14 protein-coding genes are annotated in these 24,964 nt (G+C 49.2%); 11 read left to right on the top strand and 3 right to left on the bottom strand.

The genetic code is table 11. The annotated features are described in order from the left end of the window. Nucleotides 1–54 precede the first annotated feature (54 nt). From OEZ43_00175 to OEZ43_00185, 3 genes are all read left to right on the top strand, one after another. Nucleotides 55–5,577 carry a response regulator gene (locus tag OEZ43_00175; GenBank protein ID MDH5543972.1) on the top strand — a complete coding sequence of 1,841 codons (5,523 nt, stop codon included), beginning with the start codon at nucleotides 55–57 and terminating at the stop codon, nucleotides 5,575–5,577. Continuing rightward, nucleotides 5,578–5,988: a hypothetical protein gene (locus OEZ43_00180; GenBank protein MDH5543973.1), complete on the top strand. Its 411-nt coding sequence runs from the start codon at nucleotides 5,578–5,580 to the stop codon at nucleotides 5,986–5,988. It abuts the gene before it with no gap. Between the two features lie 182 nt (nucleotides 5,989–6,170). Further along, nucleotides 6,171–7,280: a hypothetical protein gene (locus OEZ43_00185; GenBank protein MDH5543974.1), complete on the top strand. Its 1,110-nt coding sequence runs from the start codon at nucleotides 6,171–6,173 to the stop codon at nucleotides 7,278–7,280. Between the two features lie 103 nt (nucleotides 7,281–7,383). On the opposite strand, the gene OEZ43_00190 is transcribed toward OEZ43_00185, so the two are convergent. Further along, entirely contained in the window at nucleotides 7,384–8,121 is a 738-nt protein-coding gene (locus OEZ43_00190) for a hypothetical protein (protein ID MDH5543975.1), read from the bottom strand. Between the two features lie 171 nt (nucleotides 8,122–8,292). Between OEZ43_00190 and OEZ43_00195 the strand changes: the two genes are divergently transcribed. After that, on the top strand, nucleotides 8,293–8,466 hold the full coding sequence (locus OEZ43_00195; GenBank protein MDH5543976.1) for a hypothetical protein: 174 nt from the start codon (nucleotides 8,293–8,295) through the stop codon (nucleotides 8,464–8,466). A gap of 163 nt (nucleotides 8,467–8,629) precedes the next feature. After that, on the top strand, nucleotides 8,630–9,610 hold the full coding sequence (locus tag OEZ43_00200) for a phosphatase PAP2 family protein (protein ID MDH5543977.1): 981 nt from the start codon (nucleotides 8,630–8,632) through the stop codon (nucleotides 9,608–9,610). 15 nt (nucleotides 9,611–9,625) lie between these two features. Here OEZ43_00200 and OEZ43_00205 read toward each other — a convergent pair whose 3' ends face one another. Next, nucleotides 9,626–12,769 carry a patatin-like phospholipase family protein gene (locus OEZ43_00205; protein MDH5543978.1) on the bottom strand — a complete coding sequence of 1,048 codons (3,144 nt, stop codon included), beginning with the start codon at nucleotides 12,767–12,769 and terminating at the stop codon, nucleotides 9,626–9,628. 218 nt (nucleotides 12,770–12,987) lie between these two features. Here OEZ43_00205 and OEZ43_00210 point away from each other — a divergent pair, with 218 nt between their 5' ends. The 4 genes from OEZ43_00210 to OEZ43_00225 all read left to right on the top strand — a co-directional run bounded on the left by OEZ43_00210 (nucleotide 12,988) and on the right by OEZ43_00225 (nucleotide 21,135). Next, nucleotides 12,988–13,407 (top strand): hypothetical protein, encoded by a 420-nt coding sequence (locus OEZ43_00210; GenBank protein MDH5543979.1) that lies wholly within the window; start codon nucleotides 12,988–12,990, stop codon nucleotides 13,405–13,407. Between the two features lie 284 nt (nucleotides 13,408–13,691). After that, complete coding sequence (locus OEZ43_00215; protein ID MDH5543980.1) at nucleotides 13,692–14,654, top strand: phosphate/phosphite/phosphonate ABC transporter substrate-binding protein; 963 nt, start codon at nucleotides 13,692–13,694, stop codon at nucleotides 14,652–14,654. Beyond that, nucleotides 14,654–18,679 (top strand): response regulator, encoded by a 4,026-nt coding sequence (locus OEZ43_00220; GenBank protein ID MDH5543981.1) that lies wholly within the window; start codon nucleotides 14,654–14,656, stop codon nucleotides 18,677–18,679. The genes OEZ43_00215 and OEZ43_00220 overlap by 1 nt, the downstream gene beginning before the upstream one ends. Then, nucleotides 18,679–21,135 carry a response regulator gene (locus OEZ43_00225; GenBank protein ID MDH5543982.1) on the top strand — a complete coding sequence of 819 codons (2,457 nt, stop codon included), beginning with the start codon at nucleotides 18,679–18,681 and terminating at the stop codon, nucleotides 21,133–21,135. Before OEZ43_00220 ends, OEZ43_00225 begins: the two co-directional genes overlap by 1 nt. Before the next feature lie 187 nt (nucleotides 21,136–21,322). On the opposite strand, the gene OEZ43_00230 is transcribed toward OEZ43_00225, so the two are convergent. Further along, entirely contained in the window at nucleotides 21,323–22,030 is a 708-nt protein-coding gene (locus OEZ43_00230) for a gamma-glutamyl-gamma-aminobutyrate hydrolase family protein (GenBank protein ID MDH5543983.1), read from the bottom strand. Nucleotides 22,031–22,194: 164 nt separating this feature from the next. On the opposite strand from OEZ43_00230, the gene OEZ43_00235 reads away from it, so the two are divergent. Both OEZ43_00235 and OEZ43_00240 read left to right on the top strand, forming a co-directional pair. Further along, nucleotides 22,195–23,562 (top strand): glutamine synthetase, encoded by a 1,368-nt coding sequence (locus OEZ43_00235; GenBank protein MDH5543984.1) that lies wholly within the window; start codon nucleotides 22,195–22,197, stop codon nucleotides 23,560–23,562. Next, on the top strand, nucleotides 23,562–24,953 hold the full coding sequence (locus OEZ43_00240; protein MDH5543985.1) for an aldehyde dehydrogenase family protein: 1,392 nt from the start codon (nucleotides 23,562–23,564) through the stop codon (nucleotides 24,951–24,953). Before OEZ43_00235 ends, OEZ43_00240 begins: the two co-directional genes overlap by 1 nt. The last annotated feature ends 11 nt before the right edge of the window (nucleotides 24,954–24,964 follow it).

A 24,964-nucleotide genomic window follows, 5' to 3' on the forward strand; every position in this document is an offset into this window, starting at 1 on the left:
ATATGCAGCGGAAATCTAGTCTTGTGCTGAAGGCGTATTACGGGGAGCTTTAGCGTGACAATTGCAGCCGATAGGAAAGAACACCAGCAGCCTATTTCCTGGGTAAAACCAGAGCTGGACAAAACAATACAAGAAATCAAGAACTGCCTTGAGGCCTATGGTCACAGCCTGACCAATTTCGAGCCATTACTGCCGATTCTTGAACAATTGAAACTGGCGCGCGGCGCATTTCACATGCTTGAATTATATGGGGCTTCGCTCCTGATTGAGGACATGGAGCGCACCGTTCGCAGCCTCTTGGCGAGACTGACCAACAAGCCCGAAGACGCCTATGAATCCCTGGTTCAGGCATGCATCGCTCTGGAAGGCTATCTCGACCGACTGAGCCGTACCCCGAATGACTCGCCACAGGCCCTGCTACCGATCATCAATGACTTGCGCGCCGCACGTAACGAGCCATTATTAACTGAAAGCTCTTTGTTTTTACCCAATCTGTCCATCGTTCCCCGCGTTCCCGATGACGTCTTGATGGACGAAGCCAAACAGGAATCACTTGCCCACACGGCCAAATCATTGCGCCCGTATTTCCACGCCGCCTTATTAACGTGGTTCCGCAATTCCAAAGACACCTTGAGTCTGCAGCAGATTAAACTCGTCATCCGTAATCTCGAATCAACGGCGATGACGCCGCGCTTACGCCAACTGTGGTGGATCGCCGGTGGCCTGGTAGAGGCACTGGTCGACAAGGGTTTGCGCACCAATGTTTCTATACGTCTGTTGCTCGGCCAATATGATCGTTTTATCAAACTGGTTGCCAACGGTGAATTTGAATACATCGAGAAAAATCCGCCCACGGAATTGTTAAAAAATATTCTTTTTTACATTGCGCATGCAAGCAGTCGTGGGGAAAGAGTTAGCACCTTGAAAAAGGCCTATAGCCTTAGCCAGATCACTCTCGACGAATCCGATTTAAAAAACCTGCGTGACAATATTCGAGCCCCGCGTACTGAGACTTTTGCGGCCATCGCCCGCGAACTCAACAAAAATCTCAGCAACATCAAAACGGTCGTTGACTCATACGTTCGAGGACAAAATAAGTCCATCCTCAGTGGCGCTGAAAATAGTGTGGAATTAAACAGCATCGTTCAGCCACTGCGACATATTGCCGATACCTTGAGTTTGATGAGCCTGGGCAAGGAACGACAAACACTTGCCACTCACATATCAGTTTTCGAATCGAAGCTAAAACAAAACGGCGTTACCCGTGATGACATCATGTCACTCGCATCGACGATCCTGCATATCGAGTCGGTCATCAACAACATTGGCAATGAACGACGTGTGCGAAACCAGCCGGGCAAATTCAACGAACGTCGCCGACAGCGTAGTCACGCGGAGGAAAATATGGATACCGCCAGCAATCAGCCGATCAATCGTCTGCCTGGAACCGAGTATCGCCTCTTCATCCAAAAGGCTGCACACCAGGCCCGCGAAAACCTGGGGCAGGTCAAGAAAGACATAACCGCTTTTCTTGCGAGTAATTCACGACACGCGCTGGTACAGAATATTCCCCAGTTACTCAATGAAGTTCACGGATGTCTGGTGATAATTTCACAGCCTTTTGCCGCCCGACTGACTCAGGCCCTGATCTCGTTCGCACAAAAAAATCTTTTGGATGAAACCGCCACTCCCGATGAAATAACCCTGGACCGCTTTGCCGAGGCGATTGTTGGTCTGGAGTATTTTCTAGAAGGTGTTACAGAGGGGCGTTCACAGCTGCATACCATACTCGCCATCACCCGCGAAAATCTCGCGGCTATCGGCTATGCGGTTCAGGAACCCAAGCAATCCGAACGCAAGCATCCTTCTCTTGAAAGTGTGGTGACCAATATTACGAAGGCGAAAGCCTCACGTTCTGGTGATAATAAATCGCAGGTATACATCCCTGTCGATGTGGATCAAACAGATGATGAAGTCGCTGAGATTTTTGCCGAAGAGGCCGAAGAAGAAACCCAAAAGCTGGCGCGTTATCTGGAAACCCTCAAGGGTGACATCAATAATCGTGACGCGCTGAATTATATTCGTCACATCTATCACACGCTCAAAGGCAGCGGTCGTATTGCCGGCGCAACCGATATCAGCGAGTTCGCGGCTGCCATTGAAGAATACATCAATCGCGTTTCTACCGGCGCGATCCAGTTAGAACAACGTGGGTTGAAATTACTCGTAGATGCCTACGAAATTTTGCACCTCTTATTAAGTAACTTCCAGCGCAAAGCTCCTCCCCCGCTGAAAGCCAACACCATTATTCAAGAGGCCATCTCACTTTCAGAAGAGATTAACCAGGCCGCCAGACACGTCTCGCAACCCGTTGACGCCTTGACTCAAGCCAATATGGGAATCACCGAGGAGGCACGCGCAAGTCAGATCACTGTGCAGGGCGCGACCGGCGTCGTTCTCGACCTGATCGATCAACTCGACTCGTGCATTCGTTACTACCACGAAAGTCGCGACTCGGACCCCAATGCGCGTCCACTGTCAAAAGTCATTGCAGATTTACAGCGCATCACGATTTCCGAAGACGAGCCCAGTGAATTCGCTGAGACTACTGGCTTACTGCTGCGCTATATGAAGAATCTGGTCGAGGGTAATGGCCTCATCACTCTGGACACCCTCGACATATTAGAAGAGTACAGCGCAACCACCCGCGAGCTGTTTACCCGTCCATTACTCGACAAAGAGCCGCAGCAAGCCGAGAAAGCGGCTGCTACTCCGAGCAGCGAAAAGCAAGTTGAGTCCGACGCAACGGAACAAGCGACGATAACAACGGAAGCGGAAATTGAAACAAGTCCTGAAGCAATAGAAGAAATTCCGGAAGAGGTGAAAGAACCGCAGGCCGCCGAAACCGTTCAAGAGGAAGTGGTCGCACCAAAAACCGCTGAGCCTGCAACCACTATGGTCGAATTTGATGACGCGCCATCCACCGCGGAAAAATATGCATTCGATTCAGAGGAAGACTCTACGCTCATCGATATATTTATCGAAGAAGCGCAACAATTGGTACACGAGTCTAATAATTTGCTCGCCAAGTGGGTGCATGACATACCCGATGAGGCAAACATCGACGCCCTCAAGCGCTTGCTGCACACCTTGAAAGGTGGCGCGCGCATGGCAGGAATAACAGCGATTGGTAACATCGCTCACGCAACAGAATCCTTACTGGAACGACTTGCAGGAAACCTGCACGTCATTACGCCAGAGCTACTCGGCATGATGCACAATGTGTTCGATAGCGTGACGGAAATCGTCGAAGCATTGCAACATGGCAGCGACTTCAGCATTCCTTTTGAATTGATGGACCAGATCAACCACTTTACGACGCCTGTGGCTGACAACACCCAAGACTCGCAAATCGAAGATGCTGCAATAGCTGAAATCGCGGAGCTCGTCGAAAACGAAGCGCATAGTGAAAGCATAGATGCCGAAGACGAACTCTTTCAGGATACCGTTACTACCGACATTAGCAGCGATGTTTCTAGCGAAACAAGTATCGATGACAGCGACGAGGCCGCGCGCGAGTTCGCGGCCATTGTAGAAGATTCAGGTTCGGAAGAAGACATTGTTGCTGAGCTGGAAAAAGCACTCAATACCGAGGACAGTCCGCCAGTTTTAACCGAAATCGTCGAAGAGGCACCGGTAAGCGTGGCGCCTGTCAGCAAAGCACCAGTCGTTGAAAAGCCGATTGTTGCCATCCGCAAGCCTGTCGAAGCCAAACCTGGCAGCAAGGCTGAACCCATGCGTATCGCGGCGGAAACCGTCGACAGTCTGGTCGAAAAAACCAAAGCAGAAAGCACGCTCATCAATGATACCGCTCGCCATATCTCAGATATGCTCAACTATCTGTCGGAAATGGATGCGGCAATCAGTCGCCTTCAATCGCAGTTGCGAGACATTGAATTCGGGCACGGTGGCGCGAGCAATAGCAATGATGAACTGGACATGGCAGAGTTCAGCGAATCCCAGCAGGCCGCTCAGCGACTCATGGAAAATGTTGGCGATATCGAGAACCTGCACAATGCCATGACGCGTGTCGCTATCGAGTCAGACACACTTATACAGCAACAAAGCCGTTTGCACTCAGAACTCAGCGATGAATTAATCCACTCTCGCATGACGGTGTTTGCCGACCAGACCCATCGTATGAATATGATTGTGCGTCAGGCATGTCGTGAAACCGGCAAGCAAGCCGTACTACATTTACACGGCCTGGAAGGCGCTGTTGATCGTGCAATGATGGATCATTTGATCAGCCCGTTCGAACATTTGTTACGTAACGCCATTGCCCACGGTATCGAAGCACCCGAGCAACGCGCACAGAAAGGCAAACCAGAAATTGGCAAGATCGATTTCACCTTCGATCGCGATGGCAACGATCTTGTCTTCAATATTTCCGACGACGGCGCCGGTATCAATATCCGTCGCATATTCGAGAAAGCCGTGGCCAGAGAACTGATACGTGAGAACGACAAGCTGAGTGATGATGAATTAACACAGTTCATTTTCGAACCGGGTTTTAGTACCACCAATGACATCAGCCAATTGGCCGGTCGCGGTATTGGTATGGATGTAGTCAACAGTGAAATACAAAGACTGGGTGGCGAGATTCTGGTACACACCGAAGCAGACAAAGGTACGACGTTCACGGTACGTGTACCTTTTACCTCGACGCTAAACAAAACTCTATTGTGCCGCTGTGGTGAGACCTTGTACGCGGTTTCACAAAACCTCGTGGAAGGTACGCGCCCTATAGATCTCGAGAGTCTGGTGCGCACCTACTGCCAGCCCAAGCCGGTATTAAATGTCGAAGGACAGGAATATCCGATCTGGTATCTGGGTACCTTACTCAACGATTCCCCGCCTGTATTGCCGGAGAGCAATAAAGTTGCATCGGTGATACTGCTGCGCAGCAATCGTATTCGACTGGCGCTACAAGTAGATGAAATTCTCGACATCAAAGACGCCATGATCAATCCGACCGGGCCACAACTCGGGAAGATTAACGGCATAAGCGGTGCGAGCATATTGAACGACGGTGAAGTTGCATTGATACTCGACGTACCTGCCCTGGTACGGATGGCTATCATGAAAGTCGCCAAGCCGATCGCCGATGACTCCATCGAAGAGAAAACAAACCAACGCCCGCATATTATGGTTGTCGATGACTCTATTACCGTGAGAAAAGTCACCGAGCGTTTTCTCAAGCGTAATAGCTTCGAGCCGGTTTTGGCGAAAGACGGCGTAGAAGCCCTGGAGATACTCGAACACACCCGCCCGAATCTCTTCCTGCTGGATATTGAGATGCCGCGCATGGATGGATTGGAACTGGCAAGGGAAATTCGTAAGCACCCGGCACATGCCGATACGCCAATTATCATGATCACCTCGCGCACCAGCAAGGCACACAAGCAGGCTGCAGATGAAGCCGGTGTGGATATTTTTCTCGGCAAGCCATATCAGGAAAATCAGCTATTGAGTTACATCCACCGTCTGTTGGAGGACGAAACAGGAAACGCGTAAATGGACCACGCATTGAAAGTCCCTTGCAGTCTGGTGACGCAGGGGAAAACCCATCTGCTGATACCAAACAGCGCCATCGTCGAAGTGGTCAAAACTAGCGTTCTACTCTCGGACGACGGCCGAGAATTCGTCCACTGGTCAAACAGGGATCTACCCGTATACGACGAGCGACGCCGGGCGCATACCGGCGACAACACTACTATTACCGTGATTGTTCGCACCCCTGAAGACAATCAACTGTTCGCGATTCCCGCATCACAATTTCCACGTAGTATTCAGGCAAACATGCACAACGTAACGGAAGATACCCGCCCACCCAACACTCACGCCATTGCTATCGCCTACATCCTGGTCGACGGACAACACGCCATCATCCCCAATCTGGATCTTTGCAAAAAGAAAATTTCCTGATTTTTCATCATTTAGCAATCGTATTACATGCATTTTCTTTAAGCTACCGTTTTTCAAGCATATTTCTTTCAGTATTTTCTTGAAAAAAAAACCTAAAGCTTTTCGCCAGACTGTCGACAATCGTTATAGACGTAAGGACTTTAGTCATTTTTTCTGAGAACTAGGCGACAGTTTCGAGAATTATGAAAATTTATAACTCTCCGGTATTGGACACGGAAATCCAAAGACAGGCCAGACAATCGGCTGACAGTCTGCAGACTCGCGCAGATGTCAATCGCGAAGGCGGCTCACAGAGCACGCCGCATTTGGACAAGTTGTTTCTAAACACCTTGCGCCCGTCGCAAGCCACCGAGTTTCTTGCTCAACATATGGGCAAACGTATAAATGAAAACTACCAGTTAACGCCAGCGCTAAATGAACAACGCTTTGGTCATGAGACCAGCGGTGCGGCAGGCGTCGTTAATAAAATCATTCAACTGGCCAATCATGCCATGCGCAAGCTGGCGCCCGAAATGGGTATCCCTGCTGCCGCATATGATATCCGCAAACAAATTGATAGCGGATACAGCGACGCGCTCGACATCTTTGGTGTATTTGGTCAACTCGACGAAGACACTCAATCAAGTATACGGGATGTTCGCGATTTGCTTGACCGCGCGTATCAACATGCACCGCTGAACGGTCACCCGGATAACACATCGGCACTACTATTTCAGGGTGAACGTATTAGCACCTCAGTTTCAACGCAATTTGAAATTGAAACCGCCGATGGCGATAGAGTTACCATCTCCTTGGAACAGTTAAATGAGCAAACAAACAGCAGCGTATCGTATGGCGAAGGCTTGTCTCAGGTTAACGTACGCAGTGGCGAGAATACCCAAAGCATAGACGTAAAAATCACTGTTGAGGGCGACCTGAGCGACGAAGAGAAGGCATCTATTTCCAAACTCGTTGGCCAGCTAACCGACGCCAGTGATCGTTTTGACAACGGTGAAAGCGCCGAGGAAATAGCCGCCAGCTTGAATCTCGGCGATGAATTAATTAAGAATTTCAACTTCAGTCATTTTACGGATCAGCAGATTGAGAACGTAAAAGGATTTAGTGAAAGCAGTTCTACTCCGGTACAGACTGCCGAAATAGAACCTGTTTTGCCTGACGAATACGGAAACATTCCGGTAAATGATTTACAAAGAACCGTGCTTTCGATTCTGTCACGGATCACCGAGTTTCGTGAAGCTTTGGAAAAATCCCTAGAGGATGACCAGAAGATTTTTGTAGAGCAGCAGGTGTAAAGTTTACTCAAGGAAGCGCTATCACAGGGACGTGATATTTACCTTGGCCCAGGCAAAATATATTCAACACCGGTACTCGCGGCTCATGCTCAAAGTTGCTTGGTTAGTTTCCAATTCCTGCCGCATCAATATAAATCTTTTTGCCACATCCCCGATTCGCGCCTTTAAAACCAGCGTTGTAGGTATATTTTAAGGACGCATTCGATTCTATCTCGCGTGACAGAGCGATGCGAACCTCCAGCAAATACGCCTTACCATTGTGACGACGACACACCAGCTCTATCGCACCATCAGATTGTTTATTATTTTCATTCCAACGTTGTAATAGCAATTCAGAACTAACCACTTTACCTATATTTCGCCGAATTTCCTGCGCTATAGCGGTCGTAGCGAAGTCCTGAACCAGCGTTATTGAGGTTTCAAAATAGTCCTGAACCGTGAGTCCGCTACAACTACCGTGCTTACGCCACTGATAGTTTTGCAGACACGAAGCGACGCCAGGCATGTACTTTTCCAGCTTGGCATGATCAACCGCGATTTTGTCCTCACACCAGTCGCCTTTAGCCTTTTTACCCGCGCAATACGCGTAGCGATGTTTGGGATCATTGAGGCGATTCGGCCACAAACCATGAAGCGCAGGCTGTTCAGCACTGAAAACATCGGTCGAGCTTCCCTGACATTCTTTCTTCTGTGGATGAAATTCACAAAACGCTGGCTGCCAGGATAAGGCCAGCACATAGTAATCGAAGGACGCGATCGGCTTAGCCGCGAAAAGCGATCCCGGAGTAAACAGAAGCCAGACAACGAGGGCAACCCGACACTTAAACAAAGAAAGACGCATTTTTCTATCATTTTTTCCGTGGTATTAAACGCAATTTTACGTACAAATGAATAAACTGAGAACCCTATCACAATTTCTACCTTCATTGACGCCAATTACCCCTTGAGTTTAGTGCGTTGCAGGACGACATCAGGGGTATATAAGGAAAACTCGAAACAGGCGGAGTCTACAATGAAACAATTTGTCTTTTATGCAGCTGTAGTATTGATTATCGGTGGCGTCGTGGTCTTATCGACTAAGTTCTATGACGATGGCGGAGTATCATACTCATCAACCGGCACTAAGAGTAAAGTCAAACAAGAAGCCAGCCGTTTGGGCATCAATAACGACTGGGCGAATCGATAAGATCTCCTCTCCCTGTCAAAATTACCAGAGAACTCGCTTTATAGCTTCTCTGGTTTTTTTCGTCTCATGATTTAACCACTCGAATTGCGGTTACTTCGCTATCTCGCCGTCGGTAACGACTGTTATAATCCCTCGTGTCGACTAACTACATAAGATTTTTTCGGTGGCGATTATTCTGAAGACATTTCTCTCTATGCTATGCATAGCGTATTCAACTATCACGCTGGCCACGCAGGAAGCATCGACACAACATTACCCGCCCTCTCCTTCGTTTAGCCAATTGGCGGGAAATATCTGGGATGATCTTGGTCAGTTTACAACTGAAATCAATCCCGTCGACAACGCCTTGCCACTGCTTGGTTTGACCGCAACAACACTTTTGTTGGTTGCTCATGATGAAGCCATTACTCAACATGTCCAGCGTCTTGCGCATAAATGGGGAATTCTGTCCGACACGCAACACGGACGCGAGGCACGCATCGTATTTGATCCATCTGTCGGCGGCTTTGATATTCCGTTTCGGATTCCACAAAACCTGGTATCGTCTTTGTACTTCATGGGTGATGCACCGATGCATATCGCCATCTATTCCGGGCTAGCAACATATGGCGCAATATATGACAACAATCGCGCACGCAATGCCGCCAGCCAGGTGGCCGAAGGCGTGTTGGCTACCGGTATACTCATTCAGATTATGAAGCGCTGTTTTGGACGCGAATCACCTTTTCAAAGAACAGAAGCAGGCGGTGCCTGGGATTTATTTCCAAACCAGATTGACTATGCCTATAACGTAGCAAAATATGACGCTATGCCTGCGGGTCATATGGCGACGGCCATGGCCACAACCCACATACTCGCAGGCAACTACCCTGAATACAAATACATCAAGCCAGTCGGCTACACCTTAACCTCCATGATAGGCCTGGCAATGATAATCAACGGCGTGCATTGGGCCGGAGATTATCCCCTGGGGCTGGCGACCGGCTATCTGGTCGCGAATATCGTGCTGAAACGTGGAAAAGAATACCGGGAGCGTTTCGACAGCACGCATTCGCTTCGTCACTCAAGAAAAATCCGCGCGCAATTTCTACCCTATATCCATTCATCAAACAACATGGGGCTGTGGTTATCGGTCTCGATGTAGGCAATCTGGTCGCGTTTAAAAAACCACGCGCCACAACTGTTTCGCTAGTGATCTGGTATTGATATAACCTGCCCTCACCGCCCAATACGTCGTTCCCGGTAAATCAATCAAACCAACGTTTATATAGGCATCGTCACCAAACCAGTCACCGCCAAAGTTACGCTGCCCATAACTCACGCGGATCTTATTTGCGAGCAAATTGGCGTAGACGCGAAAACCCACATTTTTATCGCCATGAGGTAACCATTCGGATTCTGACCGTTGCATATTAAAGGTCAAGCCCGCACCCATCGACCCAAGCATTACGCTGTAACGCCGAAAATCGTAATTCGCACTGGCCTGGTAATATGGTTCCCAGGCACCGTTGACACGTCGACCAGCAAGCGGCGTAAACCTCAGATTAATATGATGCTGCCCGGTCAGACGATAGCTAGGCTCCCAGCTAAACTCGTATCCACCACTCAAGATGTTGTAGTTCGCCTCATATGGTAGAACCAGGTGCATGGGATTGTAGTTAGCGTACGGCGCGGTAGATTGCGTCCACGACCGTTTCTTATTATTTCCCGCCAGTGAGTTACCCATGAGTATGGCCAGAAATGAAATCGTATCCACTGTCTTAACGATCTGCTCTCCAGCAACCCCTTTCTTTTTGTCCCGTCGCGCCTGGGCAAGAACCTCGGCTTCTCTATCCTGAATATCGATAATCCTGTCGCTGATTTTTTTCAACAGTGGTTGATACCAGGTCAGTACATAACCATCACTGTTATTGATAATAGTTCGAATTTCCGAATCGGTTCTGTCATCGACAAACCCACGCTTCTTCAGCCTGGCAAGAAAAGGCTTGAAATCGGCCGCACCTTTATAATTTCCCTGATCGTCAAGATCAATCAGCGCCGAGAAAATCAGGTCGAGTTTGCGATACTGATCATCGCTATGATCATCCACTGAACACGTCGCAGCCGAAGTCGTGTCCACAAAAATTGCAACTCCGTGAGACGCAAGATTATTGCCTTGCGCGAGACCATCGTAGACACGGGTTTCGAGATCCTGGCGTGCCTGTGTTTCGCAAGATTTACGTTTTGGTCCAGCCTTGATGCCTTTACACCGTTGATCGATGCTCGCCTGGAAGGCGTCAACTAATGTACTGTGACAGTTACCTAGACCTCGCTCCTGTAGCCAACGCCAACTGGCTTGCTGAGCACCGGTATTGAGTCTCTCAAGCCTAACAAAGCGCTGGAACAGAAATGACGCCTTTCTTACATCGACGAAGCCGAGCATATCAAAGTACGCGCGAAAAAAAGCGGGGGTACAGGCTTCCGTGCGCCCGCCTTTTTCAAATCCCGATAACAACTGACTCTGCATTTCACTACCGGATTTCGAACAATAGTATTGCGACAGATTCAATAAGGCATCGAATACACCCACATAGTAGTCAAACTCCCTAAAATACGGGTCAAGAAAGGCAGCAAAATGACCAAGAAAACTTCCAGTCAATGGTACATAACGATCGGAACGAAACAAGACGCGATCGGAAAACTTGTTTTCATTGAGACGTGCAACACGCAATTTCAACGAATCTTCACCGAGCTTGTCTGCGACTTTTTCCAACATGCAGATAACACGCTGGCGTTGTTTCATCACGATATCTGACGAGATGCGATGTGTTGAATTCATGAGGTAGCCGGGACAGTTGCCAAAAATAGGCGATCTGTCCGGCTCGATATTGACACGGAATCCCCGGTACATGGACTCAAGCACGGCACTTTCAAAGGCGAGACAGTATGCGGTCAGCGAATGCACATCATTATCCAGCGCTATACGACAGGCATTCATCAATCCGGTGTTGCTCAATGTTTGGAACAGGGCGTCAAAATCAATTTCACCAAAGCTGGCGCCTGTACTCTCCAGCTTGGCCAATGTCGCTTCCACTGCGCTTTGGGTATTGGCTGACCAGTCACCGCGACGATAGAGATTAAATAACTCCTGATCTCCCGCAGACGCCGTCGTCCCTACCATATATTGAGCCAGCCCGATCAGACCATCAGAGACTATTCCCGCATGTTCGTTACTTTGGCGTTGGTTTTCCTCACCACGCAGATTGGAATGCTCCATATAAATATAGTTATAGCGCCGTCCTTCCTGTTCGTAACGGCTGCGCGTATCGACATCATATTGCCAGGGCTCGGCAATCGCGCTGGCAAGGCCTAGCGGTTTGTTATCGAATGAACCGCCATCTTTGAAGCTTCCGCTGCGCACCTGCATATGCGCGGCTGGACAACGTGGATCATCGACACCAGATGAGCTGGCATTTTCATCCGGCAAACAGTAGTCGAGATGAATCGCGGAAAAGGCGCCGGGCACAGAGCTGGAGGCCTTTGCAAATTCAACAATGGTTTCGACTGGAATATTGTGTCCATCGCGCGTCCTTACACCTACCGGATATACCACGCGCCCTATCAAGGGATGTGTTGTATTTTTGGTATTCGATAGAAATACGGCGCGTGACTTGCCCTTTTCACGCAGCGTCTTTAGCCGAAAACTAACGGCAACGCGGGAGACACTGAGCGAAATACCTTTTAGCTCGACTTTATCCGGATTGACCCTGGTCATGACAAATGCCAGGGGCACTTCACAGCCATCCTGCCAGATATCCTTATCCATATGCGTCTGCAGGAGTTCAAGAACGCGATTCAGAAATTTCCGCGACAGCAGAAATTCGTCTTCCTCATATTGATCATTCTCTGGCATCAACTCCCTGATACCGGTTTTCAACCATAACGCTTCAAATAGATTCTGCTTGTCGACATTCGAAAGTACGCCAGGCAATGCAGCCAGTTTACTCTCGTCCATACACCACACCATGGCACTGAACAAAGCATTTACACTCCCGGCGGACGTGCCCGACACACCTTTTAACTCGGGATAATTACGATTTTGGAAACCTTGCTGCTTTATCTTCTTCAATATATTGATGAGCGCCCAGTTGTATCCGGCTTCATAGGCACCGAGACTGATCGCGCCACTGATAGCGAGCGCTATGGGCACTTCTTGCTGGGAACTGGTATCGGCGTCAGCGCTGAGACTCGATGTTGAAATGAGAAAACAGGCAAAAAGCATACATAGCAGGCCACACTTTCTAAATCTACTATTCAATGTCATAACATCCCTTTTAAGTTGATCGTCGCGCTCCCCGTGACGGTTGTAAAAGCCATGCGCAGTCGTTACCGTACTTTTTCCCTGAATTATAACGTCGTTTCTAAGCGACACTCCAGAGCAGATATGTCTAGTGAGCCATGAGGATGGCGAGTATTGAATGAGAAATAACATTTGAGAAACGAAACAAATTCAGACATTATTTGAATTTTTTGGAAGAAAAGATGTTCTGGCTGATTACAATTGCCCTGTCCGCATGGACGCTCAATATCAGCGGCCATATTAGCAGCGGTGCCTGGGATGCGTTCATACTGATGTGCTGGATTACCTGGCCACTGCTGCTTTGCACCTTGCTCATCACGCTTAAGCACCGGGGACAACAGACGCCTTTCTGGCGCTTACAATATTTCAGCGACTACTTGTTGACGGGAGCACTGATTCCGCAAATCGTAGGCGTCATACTTTTTAATATCACCTTACAGGAAAATATCGAGAATGACTCCCGGTCATTTTCTGAGAATTTACTATTCGTGGGCTACTACACCGTTAAGCTATGGCTGGCAACGGCGTTAAGCGTCGTCGTATTCTATTTTGCTGCAAAGTTGCGTACCAAGAAGCCTCGCATCGACAAAGATATCGTCTGACACAGCCTAATTTCCGCCATTTCACACTCCTGATGCCGTAATTTGTAAATATTTGTTAAATACGATGCTTTTTTAACGACTGAACACACCCTCTAGTATATATCTATTGGCGTTTAACGCTGTGGTCTCGCCGATATGACTTTCTGGCTTGAACATAACTTGTAAACCTATAACAACACTCCAACTTATGGTTTTTGTGGGGACATACACAATAATACTTATTTGCTTGCATCTGTAACCGCAGGATCGGGCACTTTCTATTTCATCATAAAAGGAGCTTGTGCATGAAACCCACCCCCTTTCCAGTTGGCGATAGTTACAACGATTTCTCAAATAAACATCGCAGTGTAATTTTTTTTGCCATGCTTATACTTGCCTTACTTGGCTGTAATAATCAACAGACTGGAACCGAAGGCCCACAATACGCCAACGAAGCCCTCAAAAGCGAAATCCTTACTTATCGATTTGCGATTCACCCCTTACACAATCCCAAAAAGCTAACCGAATCCTATCAACCGCTCATCGACTATCTAAATGAACATGTAAAGACCGTACGTTTTCAGGTCGAAGCATCCCGTGATTATCAGGCCTATGAAGCGAAGTTCCGCAATAAGGAAGCAGAGTTTTTGCTGCCTAATCCGTGGCAAACATTAGAGGCTATGAAAGTTGGCTACTCCGTTATGGCCATGGCAGGTGACGCCGAGGACTTTAAAGGTATTTACATCGTACGTAAGGATGGAAATATTCATCAACCTCGCGACCTCAAGGGCAAAGCCGTCAGTTATCCCTCACCTACAGCATTAGCAGCGTGCATCATGCCGCAGCAATTTCTTCACGACAACGGACTCAACGCCACCCGAGATGTCATTAATCATTATGTCGGCTCGCAAGAGTCATCCATCATGAATGTCTATTTGAAAGAGACTGCCGCGGGCGCCACCTGGCCACCACCCTGGCGAGCGTTTCAAAAAGATCACCCAGAAGAAGCTGCGCAATTACAGGTCATATGGGAAACACCACCACTCATCAATAACTCTGTAATGGCGCGCAACGATATACCTTCGGAAATTCGCATGCGGGTAAGAGAGTTGCTGACCTCCCTGGAAAAAACAGATGAAGGGCTACGCATCCTTAAGGGGATGGAAACTGCACGTTTTCATGCCGCCAACGATGACAGCTACGACAAGGTCCGACAGTTTGTTGAAAGTTTTGAAAAGAACGTCAGACTCGTAGAGGAAAAAATCTAATGTGGCATGCTATACAAAAGGCACTAGCAGGAAATCTGCGGCGAAGACTACTTTTCAGCGTTGCCGCGATACATGCGGTTATGATGAGTCTTTTTATCTGGGATTTAACTGTACGACAGCAGGAAATGATACTAAGCCAGCAAACACGTCTGGCGTCAGCATTGTCACAAAGCGTGGCGACTTCGGTAGCCATATGGGTACAGGCGCGGGACTTTGCCGGCATACAAGAAATTGTTGATGCCCAGAAGCGTTATCCCGAACTGAAATTCGCCATGGTGACCGGGCTGGATGGCGAAGTCTTTGCGCACACAGATCCAACGCGCCGCGGACAGGCGGTTCTTGATCTCCCACTGAATCCTACTAAGGCGATACTCAGTCGCAGCCGTGATCTGGTTGATATCGCAACGCCCGCCATTCTGGCAGATCAGCAAGTTGGCTGGGTACGCATTGGCATTGGCCAGGAGATCACCGACGCCGAACTCAACGCGATCATTCGCGACGGTCTTTACTATACCCTGGCGGCTATTTTGATAGGGTCTTTATTAGCGGCATTAATGGCAAAAAAAATGACCAACCGCCTATACGCTATTCAAACAACGGCAGACGCAGTGCACGAGGGTAAGGCGGACAAGCGTGCCGCAGTGGAGGGTGACGACGAGGCGGCAACATTGGCCCGGCAATTCAATCGCATGCTCGATCGTCTGTCAGAACGTGAGCATCAACTACTTAACTCCCATGAGGCTCTATCACAAAAGGAAAACAGTCTTGCAGAAGCACAGCGCATCGCAAAACTTGGGGACTGGGAAATGCGCTATCCAAGTCGCACCTTGTTCTGGTCGGATCAAGCACTACGTATCATCGAAATCAAACGCGAAAACAAACAATCCATTAGCTATGACAAATTTCTCGAAATCGTTCATCCAGATGAACGAGACTATGTCCGAGAAGTCTATGCACGCTCCATAAGCAATAAGGCGGTGTTCAATATTGATCATCGTCTGCTTATGCCTGACGGACGCATAAAGTATGTACATCAGTATTGCGAAACCTATTACGATGATGAAGGTTTACCTTTACGCTCGGTGGGCACGATACAAGACATCACCGAACGCCGACTGGTCGAAATTGAACTTGAACAACACCGCTATCATCTCGAAAAACTGGTTGAAGAACGAACGAATGATATCGCAACCAAGAATCGTCTTTTTGAAGCCATTAGTCGCATGCAGGCGCAATTCATACGTGAGCCCAACCCTGCTGAACTGTTTAGACAGATAGTCAAAGAGTTTGTTGAACTAACCGATAGCGACCTGGGATTCATTGGCGATGTCCAACAGGATTATGAACATCGCGAATTCCTTCAGGATTACGCCTTTTACAATATTCCGCAAGATGAGAACACATTGGCATTCTTTGAAAAACATCGCAGCACAGGATTTATGTTTCGTCGCGATGCCGGAGATAATTTATTTAACCATGTGATAAAACATCGGGAACCTGTTATCTCCAATGACATTGCCAATGACCCACGTCAGGGTGGCACACCAACAGGCCACCCTGTGCTGAATAATTTTCTTGGCATACCTGTCTGGTATGGCGAGAAAATGGTCGGCGAAATCGGGCTTGCCAATCGTGTGCATGGTTATGACGAGACCATGCTAATAACCTTGCAACCGGTAATTGAGGCAGTTGGCCGCATTATTGTCGCGCGTTGGGACCAGCTCGCAAAAGAACAGGCGGAACAAGCATTAGTCGAGGCAAAGAATATTGCCGAATCTGCCAGTGAAGCAAAGAGCAATTTTCTCGCAAACATGAGTCACGAGCTGCGCACTCCATTGAATGCCATTCTAGGCATGCTTTACCTGGCGCTGCGTAACGAACTTCCCCCCAATCTGCGCAATCAGCTTGGTAAAGCACGCACCTCAGCGCATTCACTGTTAAGTATTATTAATGACATATTAGATCTATCGAAAATAGAAGCCGGAAAACTCGATATCGAGCGTATTGAATTCGGCCTGGATCATGTGCTGGAGCGGGTAACCGACATCATCGCGCCGCAAGCAACGGAGAAGGAGATTGAGTTTCTTATTCGATACGATACGCATATTCCGCCGACACTTATTGGCGATCCACTCCGTATTGGGCAGGTCTTAATCAATTTGTGTAGCAACGCGGTTAAGTTTACAGAGAAGGGACAGGTCACCCTGTATTTTCACGCCGACAGTGCCGATGAATCTCAGTTGACGCTACGCGCATGCGTGGAGGACAGCGGAATCGGAATGTCTAAAGAACTGCAATCACGTCTGTTTACAAAATTTACGCAGGCGGACCAGTCAAGCACGCGTCGATTTGGTGGAACCGGACTGGGTCTGGCCATTAGCAAAAGTCTTGTTGAAATGATGAACGGGCGTATTTGGGTTGAACGCTCAGAGACTAATCATGGCACAACGTTTTGTTTCATGATGCCTCTGGGTATTGCGCCACAGGCACAAAACAGCCATCGTCAGGCCGTTGCCAACCAGGCAGGTCCTCTGCTCAAAGACATGCGTGCGCTAGTCGTCGATGATAATGAAGTCTCAAGCGAGATCCTCGCTGAAATGTTACGTGAGTTTAAGATGGAAATTGATATTGAGCGGAGTGGCGCGGCAACTCTGGCGCGTCTGGAAACTCAGCAACCCTATGATTTGGTCTTGCTTGACTGGCACATGCCCGGCATGAACGGAGACGAGGTCATGAACAAATTTCGTCGGCAAAATCCAGGCGGCAAGATTCCCAAGTTTATCATGGTGACAGCGTATGGTAGAGAAGACGTCTTACTCGGGGCCGAACGCGCCGGTGCTAACGGCTTTCTGGTCAAACCTGTCTCTCCGTCGTCTTTACTCGACGCGACATTGACGGCGCTAGGGCGTGAACGAGTCTGGGAAAACCATGACAAGTCGTATACGACCCGCCGCATACAACGCAGTCATGACTTCGCTGGAATCAAACTATTACTGGTAGAAGATAACGAAATAAATCGTGAATTCGCCGGCGAACTTTTGCGTAGCGAAAACATTGAGGTTGACGAGGCGCGGGACGGAAAAGAAGCAGTTCGCATGATACAGGAGCGAAACTATGACTGCGTTTTAATGGACATACAAATGCCCGTCATGGACGGTATGACGGCCACACGTCAGATACGCGCTTTGGGTCAGACGCCTAACTTTTCACATCTCGCGCAACTTCCGATTATTGCCATGACGGCCTTGGCGATGCTGAATGATGCTGAACGCAGTTTCGATGCCGGCATGAATGACTATGTCACTAAGCCCGTTGAACCGGAAAGACTGATGGACGTTCTTGCAAAGTGGCTACCTCGCAACAATAAAACCAACGCGAAACGGGTCGACGTACCTCATGATAACAACATCTCTCAAGATCTGCTCGCCCTCAAACACCTTGATGCTATCGGAGGCGTACACCGCATAGGTGGAAAAAGCGATGCTTACAGACGGCAGTTGCTACGCTTTCGCGAGCGCTATGTGAATGCGGTAACAGAGTTGCGTCGACTCATTGAAGAAGAAGGCGCACAGGAGGCCGAGCTGTATTGTCATGCACTTAAAGGTGTTTCGGGAAACATAGGCGCGACGCGACTACACCAGGTGCTAAGTGAAGCTGACGCGCTATTGAAGCGACTGCGCGTACCTGACGAGAACTTGTTGAACAATCTTGAACAGCGATTTCAGGAAGTGATAGCTGATATTGACTCTCTTTCACCATCCCCTGAACCTACTATGGCCATACAGGCATTGAAGCCCGATGAAATCCAGGACTTATTGCGAGAACTGAGTTTTGTATTGTCCAATGATTTGGGCGCTGTGGAAAACCTGCTTTCACGTCTACGTTCTGGCATCGATCATGCGCAATGGACAACTGCGGTAAACGAGATCGCGCAACTCATAGACACCTTTGATCTGGATGAAGCAGAAACACTCATAACGAATTTTCAACACCAACTCAATGCGCAAGCGGAGGAGTACGCGTAATGAAGCATCGTTTTCATCGTCCAAACATTCTAATTATTGATGACGTAGCTGAAAACATACATTCACTGATGGGCGTGCTACGGGATGAGTACACGATTACCGCAGCGACCTCTGGCGAAAAAGGCCTGGAAATGGCCCGTCGAAAACCACACCCTGATTTGATATTGCTAGATATCAAAATGCCACACATGGACGGCTATAGCGTTCTCGATCAGTTGCAGAATAATGAAGAGACGACAGACATTCCCGTCGTCTTTGTCACTGCCTTAAGTGAAAACGAAGATGTTGCGCGAGGCCTTAAACTCGGCGTCGTCGACTATATCATCAAGCCGGTGGAGCCTGATATTCTACGACTACGCGTCAGGACACAGCTAAATTTGCGTGATGTTCAACGTCAACTCACCCATCAACAGGCTCGATTGCCGGACAAACACACGAATCTACCCAAAGTATTGTTGGTAGACGACGTTCCGGAAAACCTGCACGAACTTATCGAAGCGCTTAAAGCTGATTACCAGATCCAGGTTGCGGGTAATGGCGCCAAGGCTTTGGAGATCGTCAATTCCGACTCACCGCCGGACATTGTTCTGCTCGATGTCGTCATGCCAGGCATGGATGGATATGAAGTTTGTAGACGAATTAAATCAAGCACATTAGGTAACGCTATCCCTGTCATCTTTATTTCTGTCGCCAACGCCCTCGAACACAAGATTTCCGGGTTCAGAATAGGTGCCGCCGACTACATTACCAAACCCTATGACATTGATGAAGTACGTGCCCGAGTACGTACCCATCTTGAACTCGCTCAACTACGCTACTACCTTGAATCGCAAGTGGCGCAGCGCACAGAACAGTTACGTCGCGAGGAAGAGAAATATCGCACAGTTGCCAACTTTACGCATGATTGGGAATACTGGGTCGGGCCCGGCGGCGAAATGCGCTATGTTTCACCATCCTGCGAACGCTTGACCGGATATACAGCGAACGAATTTGTCGAGAACCCGAATTTGATTTACCAAATCATGCATTCTGATGACCGGCAGAAGTTTTTACAAACGAGCAATAAATCACAGTATTGTCCGGTTGGCAGTGGCTTCGACTTTCGCATTACCACGAAAAGCGGTGAACAACGCTGGTTAGAACATAATTGCCTGACTGTTTATAACGAGGATGGTGAATATCTCGGTTGCAGAGCCAGTAATCGTGACGTTACTCTGCGTAAGCTCGCCGAAGCAGAAATACTCAAACTGAATTCCCAACTGGAAGAGCGCGTAAGAGAACGAACGCTGGAGTTGGAAGATGCGAACAACAGTCTTGCCAGCGCGCGTGATTCGGCGGAAGCGGCATCTCATGCCAAGGGCGTGTTTCTCGCCAATATGAGTCATGAAATTCGCACGCCATTAAATGCCATACTCGGCCTGTCACGTTTAGGTACAAAACCTGAAAACGAACTCGATGACAAACAACTATTTGGCCAAATTCAGGACGCCGGCAATCACTTGCTCGCCATCATTAACGATATTCTCGACTTCTCCAAGATCGAGGCTGGAAAATTGAAGATTGAGCTTGCGCCATTTTCTCTACAGCAGACTATCGAAAATATCCGCGCTGTAGTAGACCGTGACGCAAAGGAGAAGGGCCTTGATTTTACCATTGCGATAGATGAGCACGTTTCACCCTGGGTAATAGGCGACAAATTACGCGTTTCTCAGATCGTGCTTAACCTAGTCAGCAATGCCATTAAATTTACGCCGCGCGGAAAGGTGACATTAGACGTATCTCGCGATGGTGAAAACATCGTGTTCAAGGTCAGCGATACCGGCATTGGCATCGGCGCAGAAATGCTCAGCCGCCTGTTTCAAGCCTTCGAACAGGAGGAGGGTTTAACCACTCGACAATACGGTGGCACAGGACTGGGCCTGGCAATTAGTAAAAACCTGGCGGAGTTGATGCGTGGAAATATAGACGTCAACAGCACAGAGAATGTGGGAAGCACTTTTCGCGTGAGTCTGCCGTTGTCTGTAACTGACGCGCCTGCGCAGATTTCTCAACCCAGGACAGGCTCGAAGCGACTTGCCGGTTTAAAGATTTTAGCTGTTGAAGACATTGCCGTTAATCGCTTTCTTCTCAAAGAGATTTTGCAGAATGAAGGTGCCCGAATAGTCGAAGCCGAAAACGGTGTAGAGGCCATCAAGTTGTTTGTTCAAGGCGAGGCGGAAGACATTGATATTGTGTTGATGGATATTCAGATGCCCGAATTGGATGGCTTCGAATGTACCCGCCAAATTTTGCGCATAAAACCGGAACAAACCATTATCGGACTAACCGCCTATGCACTACCAGAGGAAAAACGCCGATGCGTAGAAGCCGGCATGGTCGATCGGGTAAGCAAGCCATACCAGATCGAAGAAATCATTAGTGCCATACTCACGCATACCGCGACCGTCGCCGCGTAAAGTGGAAGCCATGGCATACTTGCGAATACAGGCGCGCCACCCCAGAGTATGCTCACGACGATGATAGTAAGATAGAAAACTGCGCGATTCATAGCATCCTCCTCGGCGAGGTTACCTTGAAAAAAATTATAGGGTAACAATACTGCCTGGCAGCAAGATGATCAGTGTGAAAGCTCACACCTTGACGCTATTTTTTCTGTTGCAGAAACCGCATCATCCACTGCGCCATGCGCAGGGAATCGGTATCCTTTGACAGCGAGTCGACGCCATGCTCAAACACTGACTCACCCAGTTTGGCGCGACGATGATTCATCATCGTTTCTGAATAAGACTTACTGAATTCCGGATGCCCCTGAAAAGTCAGTATGTGCTCACCGATTTGAAAGGCCGCATTTTCACAGAATTCACTACGCAATATTGGCTCAGCATCGGGAGGAAGACGCATCACCTGGTCCTGGTGGCTGGCAACGATAGACACACTCTCCAACGGAGGTTGCTGCCAGGCTTTGTGATCGACTACTTCGTAAGACTGTACGCCTACGCCCCAGCCTTTGGGTGATTTTTTCGTCTCACCTCCCAGGGCCTGGGCAATCAATTGATGGCCGAAGCAAATGCCCACTAACGGCTTCTTGTGTTCATGCAGGCGAATCAGAAAATCCGAAAACACCCGTATCCATTCCTCGTCGTCATAGACGCTGGCCTTGCTGCCGGTGATGACATAGGCATCACACTCGTCGATCTGCACCGGGTATTCGCCATGCTCAACATCATAAGTCTTGAACAAAACCGCAGGTGCGGCCGTGGACAATAGCGTTTTGAACATTTCAGGATAGTTTTCATATTGGTCGCGATACTGATCCAGTATGGAATCGCACTGCAAGATACCGATTTTCATATACGCCTATTCCTGTTGCCGTCGAATTGTTCCATTATAAGGTGGCTCACTACAGGAACACAGTGAATTGGTCGTTATGGTTTGGTCGGCAAAGGAGTAGACCGTCAGTCTGTTTTTGCCGCACACCGGTTCAAAACGTCAGCACGCAGGATGACAGGATGCCTATGAACGCCAGAGAGATCAAAACCGTTGCCCAGGCCAAGCAAATCGTTGAGCAACGTCAGCTAGCACACGTCAAGGTAGGCGTATTCGACGCCGACGGCATTTTACGCGGCAAGTATATGTCGAAGGAAAAATTCTTCTCCGCCCTGGATAAGGGTTTTGGTTTTTGCGACGTGGTCCTGGGTTGGGATTCAAAAGACCAGCTCTATGACAACGTCAACTATACCGGCTGGCACACCGGTTATCCCGATGCGCCGACACGCATCCTGCCCGACACCTGCCGCGATTTACCCTACGAAGAAAACGGCCTGTTCTTTCTGGCCGAGTTCGCGGATAAAGCCGAGCCTATTTGCCCGCGTGGCACCTTGAGACGCGTTATCGAACGCGCAGCCGATATGGGTATCAAGGCCTACTCTGCCTTTGAATATGAATTCTTCGTCTTTCAGGAAACCCGCGAAAGCATACGCGAAAAACACTATCGCAATCTCACGCCACTGGCGCCGGGATTTTTTGGCTATTCCGTGCTACGCAATTCGGTAGACGTGGAAATCTATCAGGAGATACTCGACCTCGGTGAGGCAATGGACTTCGGCATTGAGGGCTTACACGAGGAAACCGGTCCAGGTGTCATGGAAGCGGCGATACAAGTCGACAGCGCGCTCAATTCTGCCGACAAAGCATCTCTGTTTAAAACCTTCGCCAAAGTCGCCTGCCAACGCAAAAACCTGATGGCAACCTTCATGGCCAAGTGGTCGCCGGACTGGCCCGGTCAATCGGGTCACATCCATATTTCGTTACAGGACAAGAAAGGCGCATCGCTTTTCTATGACGCGAAGGACAAACATGGCATGAGCGAAACCATGCGACACTTCGTAGGCGGACAACAACAGTTAATGCCCGAGTTACTGGCCATGGTCGCGCCAACCGTCAATTCCTACTCGCGCCTGATACCCGGCTTCTGGGCACCGACACATAGCACCTGGGGAGTGGAAAACCGCACCTGCGCGCTGCGCGTGATTCCTGGTAGTGAAACATCTCAGCGCGTGGAGTATCGCGTCGCCGCTGCCGATGCCAATCCGTATATCATTTTATCGGCGGCCCTGGCCTCGGGATTGTATGGCATCGAACGTCGCATCGAGCCGCAAGCCATGGTCGAAGGCAATGCCTACGATCAACACTTTGACGACAAGTTGCGACTACCCGCCAATCTGTGGGAGTCAGCACAAAGACTCAAGGCATCTGAGATGGCGCGGGAATGGTTTGGCGACGCCTTTGTGGAACACTTCGCCGCCAGTCGCGAATGGGAGGAACGGGAGTTCCGCCGCGCAATTACCGATTGGGAACTGGATCGTTACTTCGAGATAATTTAATGACTACTGCAAAAACCTTTTCCGTTATTTCGCCGATTGATGGTTCAGTTTATCTGGAACGTCCTTACGCCAGTAGCACCGACATCGACAAAACATTTGCGCAGGCAAATACCGCGTTTTCCCACTGGCGCGAAACGCCCTTGGCCAAACGCATCGAGATTTGTACCGCGCTCGTGGATTACTTTCAGGCCAACCAGGATTCCATAGCCAAATCGATTACCTGGCAAATGGGTAGGCCGATTGCCTATTCTGCGGGTGAAGCCCGTGGCACTGCGGACCGGGCAAAGGTAATGACTGAAATCGCCGCACGCAAATTACAAAATGTCGACGTCCCGGCCCAGGAAGGGTTTAAGCGTTACATGCAGCGCGTTCCCCTCGGCGTGGTGTTTTCCATGACACCGTGGAATTATCCGTTTCTTACTGCGGTAAACGTGGTGGTTCCGGCAATATTGGCGGGCAATGTCGTGGTGATGAAGGCCTCAGCACAAACACCACAAACCGCAGAAATCTTTGCCGATGCATTTAATGCCGCTAAATTACCGCAACACGTGTTTCAGTTTTTACACCTGGATCACGCAGCAACCGAATCGATTTTGAAAAAGGCGCCGATTAACTACGTTGGCTTTACCGGTTCTGTCTCTGGCGGTGCGGCGGTTGAACGTGCACTCGCAGGTCGTTTTATCGGCCTGGGACTGGAACTCGGTGGCAAAGATCCCGCCTATGTGCGTGCCGACGCGCCGGTAGAACAGACGGTGGTCAATCTGGTCGATGGCGCGTTTTTCAATTCCGGACAGTCCTGTTGCGGTATCGAACGCATATACGTGCAACGCGCCATATTTAAAGACTTCGTCGATGCCTTTGTCGCCGAGGTAAACAAATACAAACTCGATGATCCCAGCAAGCCAGACACCACGCTTGGTCCGATGGTACGCGCCTCTGCGGCAGAACACGTGCGTAAACAAATCGACGATGCACTGGCCAAAGGCGCGAAGGCATTGATAGACGAAAAACATTTTCCGAAATCGGGCAAGGGCACGCCTTATCTTGCGCCGCAGGTATTGATCGACGTGGATCATTCCATGGACGTAATGCGCGAGGAAAGCTTCGGCCCGGTGATCGGTATCATGCCCGTCGACAACGACGAACAGGCCGTAGAATTAATGAACGACAGCCACTACGGATTGACGGCCTCGATATGGACGCAAGACATGGACGTCGCTGAACGTCTCGGACAACAGTTGGAGACTGGCACCGTATTCATGAATCGCTGTGACTATCTCGATCCCTATCTTTGCTGGAATGGCGTGAAAGACACCGGACGCGGCGGCACGCTTTCAGAGATTGGTTTCGAACACCTGACACGTCCCAAATCGTTTCACCTCAAGCGCTGAAAGGAAAAGCT

It is taken from the genome of Gammaproteobacteria bacterium (assembly GCA_029881255.1).
Lineage (GTDB): Bacteria > Pseudomonadota > Gammaproteobacteria > S012-40 > S012-40 > JAOUMY01.